Here is a 3,418-nt window from a genome sequence, read left to right as displayed (position 1 = left end):
TGCCAAGAAAGCTGAGGTTAAATGATGAATAAGAAATTATTGTTTGTACCTCTGGTACTGTTTTTGGCATTGGCGCTGGTCTTTATGGTTCAGCTTACTCGTAATGCCGAAGGCGATGATCCGACCAAGCTGGAGTCGGTACTGGTCGGTAAGCCGGTACCTGATTTCAAGTTGGAAGATTTGGTCGAAGCCGGCAAGCTGTATGAGCAGGATATCTTCAAGGGAGAGCCTCTGCTGTTGAATGTCTGGGCAACCTGGTGTCCGACCTGCTACGCGGAGCACACCTACCTTAACGAGCTGGCAAGCAACGGGGTAAAGATTATTGGCCTTAACTATAAGGATGAGCGTCTTAAGGCTGTCCGTTGGCTCAATGAGCTGGGCAACCCGTACATTCATAGTCTGTTTGATGGTAACGGCATGTTGGGTATGGATCTGGGTGTTTACGGCGCGCCGGAGACCTTCCTGATTGATGCCAACGGTATTGTTCGTTATCGCCATGTTGGTGATGTGAACGAGCGAAACTGGGCTGATACTCTACAGCCGATGTATCAGGCGTTGCTGGAGGAAGCGAAGGGATGATGAAACAAATTAGTGCCATGCTGCTGGCTTTCGGGTTGGTATTTGCTGCGGCTCTTCCTGCGTCGGCTGCTATCGATGTCTATGAGTTTGAATCCGCAGAGCAGGAAAAAGCATTCCAGAACCTGACGGCAACACTGCGTTGTCCTAAGTGTCAGAACAATACAATTGCAGACTCGAATGCTGAACTGGCCAAAGATATGCGCCAGAAAGCGTATGATATGCTGAGCGAAGGTAAAAGTGAGCAAGATGTAGTCGACTACATGATTGCGCGCTACGGTAACTTCGTTACTTACGATCCGCCGCTGATGCTATCGACAATCATCCTGTGGGCTGGACCATTGTTGTTCGTATTCATTGGTTTTACCGTGCTGGTTATGCGTTCTCGCAAAACGGCAGACAAACAGGCAGCGCCAGAGTTGGAAGCTGATGAAGAGCAACGCCTGAAAGCGCTGTTGAAAGAGATGGAACAACAAAATCCGAATAACGACGGGAAGGTGAAGTAATGACGCTGTTTTGGCTAATAACCGTTGCTTTGGTTTTGGTTGCTGCGGCCATTTTTGTCGCGCCAATGTATCTTGGCAAGGCACAAGATGACGTCGCTAGCCGTGACGAGCTGAACAAGGCCTTCTTCAAAGACCGTATTAACGAGCTGGAAAGTGAAACTAGCGAAGGCTTGGTCTCGAATCAGGATGAGCTGGTTTCTGAGTTGCAACAGTCACTGCTGGATGATGTACCGGCCCAGACCGAGCAGCAAAAAACGGTAGTTAGTACAGTTATGTTGATTCCGGGGCTTATCATGCTGGTGGCGATATCGTACGGTATGTATTTCACCGTCGGTAACCTCGACAAGGTGGAGTCCTGGCAGCAGACCGTAGCGCAGCTACCTGAGCTATCAAAGCGTTTGATGGACGAGCAGGGAGCCGAACCACTAAGCGATGCTGAGATGAACGATCTGACCTTGGCTCTGCGTACCCGTTTGCACGACAATCCGGATGATGCCACAGGTTGGTTGTTGCTTGGCCGAATTGGTATGGCAAACCGCGATGCTGATACTGCGCAGGGGGCGATGAAGCGTGCTTATGCATTGGAGCCGGGCAACCCGGAAATCCAGCTAAGCTATGCCCAGACGCTGATGCTGATTGGTGATCCGGCCAAGAGCGATTATGCGCGCCAACTACTGCGTAATGTGATCAAGCAGGATCATACGAATATCCGAGCAATGTCTTTGCTGGCGTTTGACTCATTTGAGCGTGGTGATTATCCGCAGGCTGTCTCTTACTGGACAATGATGAAGCGGATGATTGGTGAAGATGATCCTCGTGCCAAAATGCTGGACCGCAGTATTGAGCGGGCGCAGGCTCAGATCACTCAGGCAAGCGAACAAGCAGCGAATCCGAAAACTGTTTCGGTGAAGGTTGAGCTTGATCCATCAGTGACATTACCATCACAAGGAATCGTTATTGTCTCTGTACATTCAGCTGATGGCGCGCCTATGCCTGTAGCGGCGCGTCGAATGCCGCTATCTCAGTTCCCGCTGACGCTGACATTGAGTGACAGCGACAGCATGATACCTGAGCGTTTGATGTCATCGCTGCCGACAATGGTCGTCAAGGCACGTATCGACACTGATGGCAATGTAATGACCAAAAAGGGCGATTGGTATGGCCAGAGTGATGTGATTTCGCTCGGTGGTTCCACAAATGTGCAGATAAATAAACAATACTGATAACATCGCTGGAACTCATGGAGCAGGCTGGATATCATTGTCCAGTCTGCTTTTTTATATCTGTGGAATAATCCTTTGAAAAGAATAACCCTTTTATCACTACTTCTTATTCTGGGTCTTTCAGGCTGTGCCGAGACACCAAACGATGAGTCTGTCAGCTCAGGTGCTGACACCAACGCTGAATATAGCGAGCAGGCAACAGAATATACTGTCGAAGGTACCTATGACCCGTTTGAAGGCTTCAACCGGGCCATGTGGACACTGAATTACGATTATCTTGACCCGTATATCGCTCGTCCGGTATCTCTGGCTTATGTTGACTACGTGCCTTCACCAGTGAGAACAGGGATCCGTAATTTTCTGTCTAACCTGGATGAGCCGGCCAATATGGTCAACAGCATCATCATGCTCGATGGCGAGCAAGCTGTTACCCACTTCAACCGCTTTTGGATCAACTCCGTGTTCGGCCTTGCCGGTTTGATTGATATCGCAACAGCGGCAGATATCACTAAGCCAGGTGAACGTGCATTTGGTGATTCTATGGGTTACTACGGTGTTGCAAACGGACCGTATTTTATGGTTCCGCTTTATGGTCCCGTTACACTTCGTGAAGGTGCCGGTGACTATGTTGATGGTCTCTACTTCCCGCTTAACCTGCTTACATTCTGGCAGAGCCTGGGTAAATGGGCCTTTGAAGGGATGGAAGACCGCGCAGCACTTGTCTCGCAAGAGAGTTTGTTAAAAGACTCGCCAGATCCATATATCTTCACCCGAGATGCCTACATTCAGAACAAGAACTTCCGTGCCCTAGGCGGCGAAAGCCTGCCTGAAGAGCCTGAGGATGAAGAGTATCTGGATGAGTTTTTGGACGAAGTCGATGATTACTAGACATAAATAACTGAAAGCCAGACTAGGTCACTTGTGAGTGATTTATTCTGGTATTTATTTTGATGTATTTACTTTGCGTATTCAAAGATATATGCAAAGGCATCGGCAAGATATTTATATCGTCTCATTTTAAACAGTTACAGTCCTTGATTTGAGATTTGAGATTTGAGATTTGAGATTTGAGATTTGAGATTTGAATTATAGGGGTTAGGTTTCATATAGATC

The 3,418-nt window shown here is 48.4% G+C and carries 4 protein-coding genes; all 4 read left to right on the top strand.

Annotated elements, in window-relative coordinates; genetic code table 11:
- The first annotated feature begins 24 nt into the window (after window positions 1-24).
- The 4 genes from MHN01_RS20890 to MHN01_RS20875 all read left to right on the top strand — a co-directional run bounded on the left by MHN01_RS20890 (window position 25) and on the right by MHN01_RS20875 (window position 3,193).
- On the top strand, window positions 25-579 hold the full coding sequence (locus tag MHN01_RS20890; RefSeq protein ID WP_075764010.1) for a DsbE family thiol:disulfide interchange protein: 555 nt from the start codon (window positions 25-27) through the stop codon (window positions 577-579).
- Window positions 576-1,082: a cytochrome c-type biogenesis protein gene (locus MHN01_RS20885; protein WP_083651792.1), complete on the top strand. Its 507-nt coding sequence runs from the start codon at window positions 576-578 to the stop codon at window positions 1,080-1,082. The genes MHN01_RS20890 and MHN01_RS20885 overlap by 4 nt, the downstream gene beginning before the upstream one ends.
- Window positions 1,082-2,305 (top strand): c-type cytochrome biogenesis protein CcmI, encoded by a 1,224-nt coding sequence (gene ccmI, locus MHN01_RS20880; RefSeq protein ID WP_239413200.1) that lies wholly within the window; start codon window positions 1,082-1,084, stop codon window positions 2,303-2,305. The genes MHN01_RS20885 and ccmI overlap by 1 nt, the downstream gene beginning before the upstream one ends.
- A 75-nt stretch (window positions 2,306-2,380) precedes the next feature.
- The gene (locus MHN01_RS20875) at window positions 2,381-3,193 is read left to right on the top strand and encodes a VacJ family lipoprotein (protein ID WP_239413199.1); all 813 of its coding nucleotides are present in this window, start codon (window positions 2,381-2,383) and stop codon (window positions 3,191-3,193) included.
- Window positions 3,194-3,418 lie beyond the last annotated feature (225 nt).

The sequence above is a fragment of the Photobacterium sp. OFAV2-7 genome, assembly GCF_022347985.1.
In the GTDB taxonomy this organism is placed as follows: Bacteria; Pseudomonadota; Gammaproteobacteria; order Enterobacterales; family Vibrionaceae; genus Photobacterium.
This window is presented reverse-complemented; position numbering and strand designations above follow the sequence as displayed.

What these genes read in the sequence shown, in the direction of transcription:
- MHN01_RS20890 (WP_075764010.1), top strand. Translation starts at nt 25, where the DNA reads ATGAATAAGAAATTATTGTTTGTACCTCTGGTACTGTTTTTGGCATTG.
- MHN01_RS20885 (WP_083651792.1), top strand. Translation starts at nt 576, where the DNA reads ATGATGAAACAAATTAGTGCCATGCTGCTGGCTTTCGGGTTGGTATTT.
- ccmI (WP_239413200.1), top strand. Translation starts at nt 1,082, where the DNA reads ATGACGCTGTTTTGGCTAATAACCGTTGCTTTGGTTTTGGTTGCTGCG.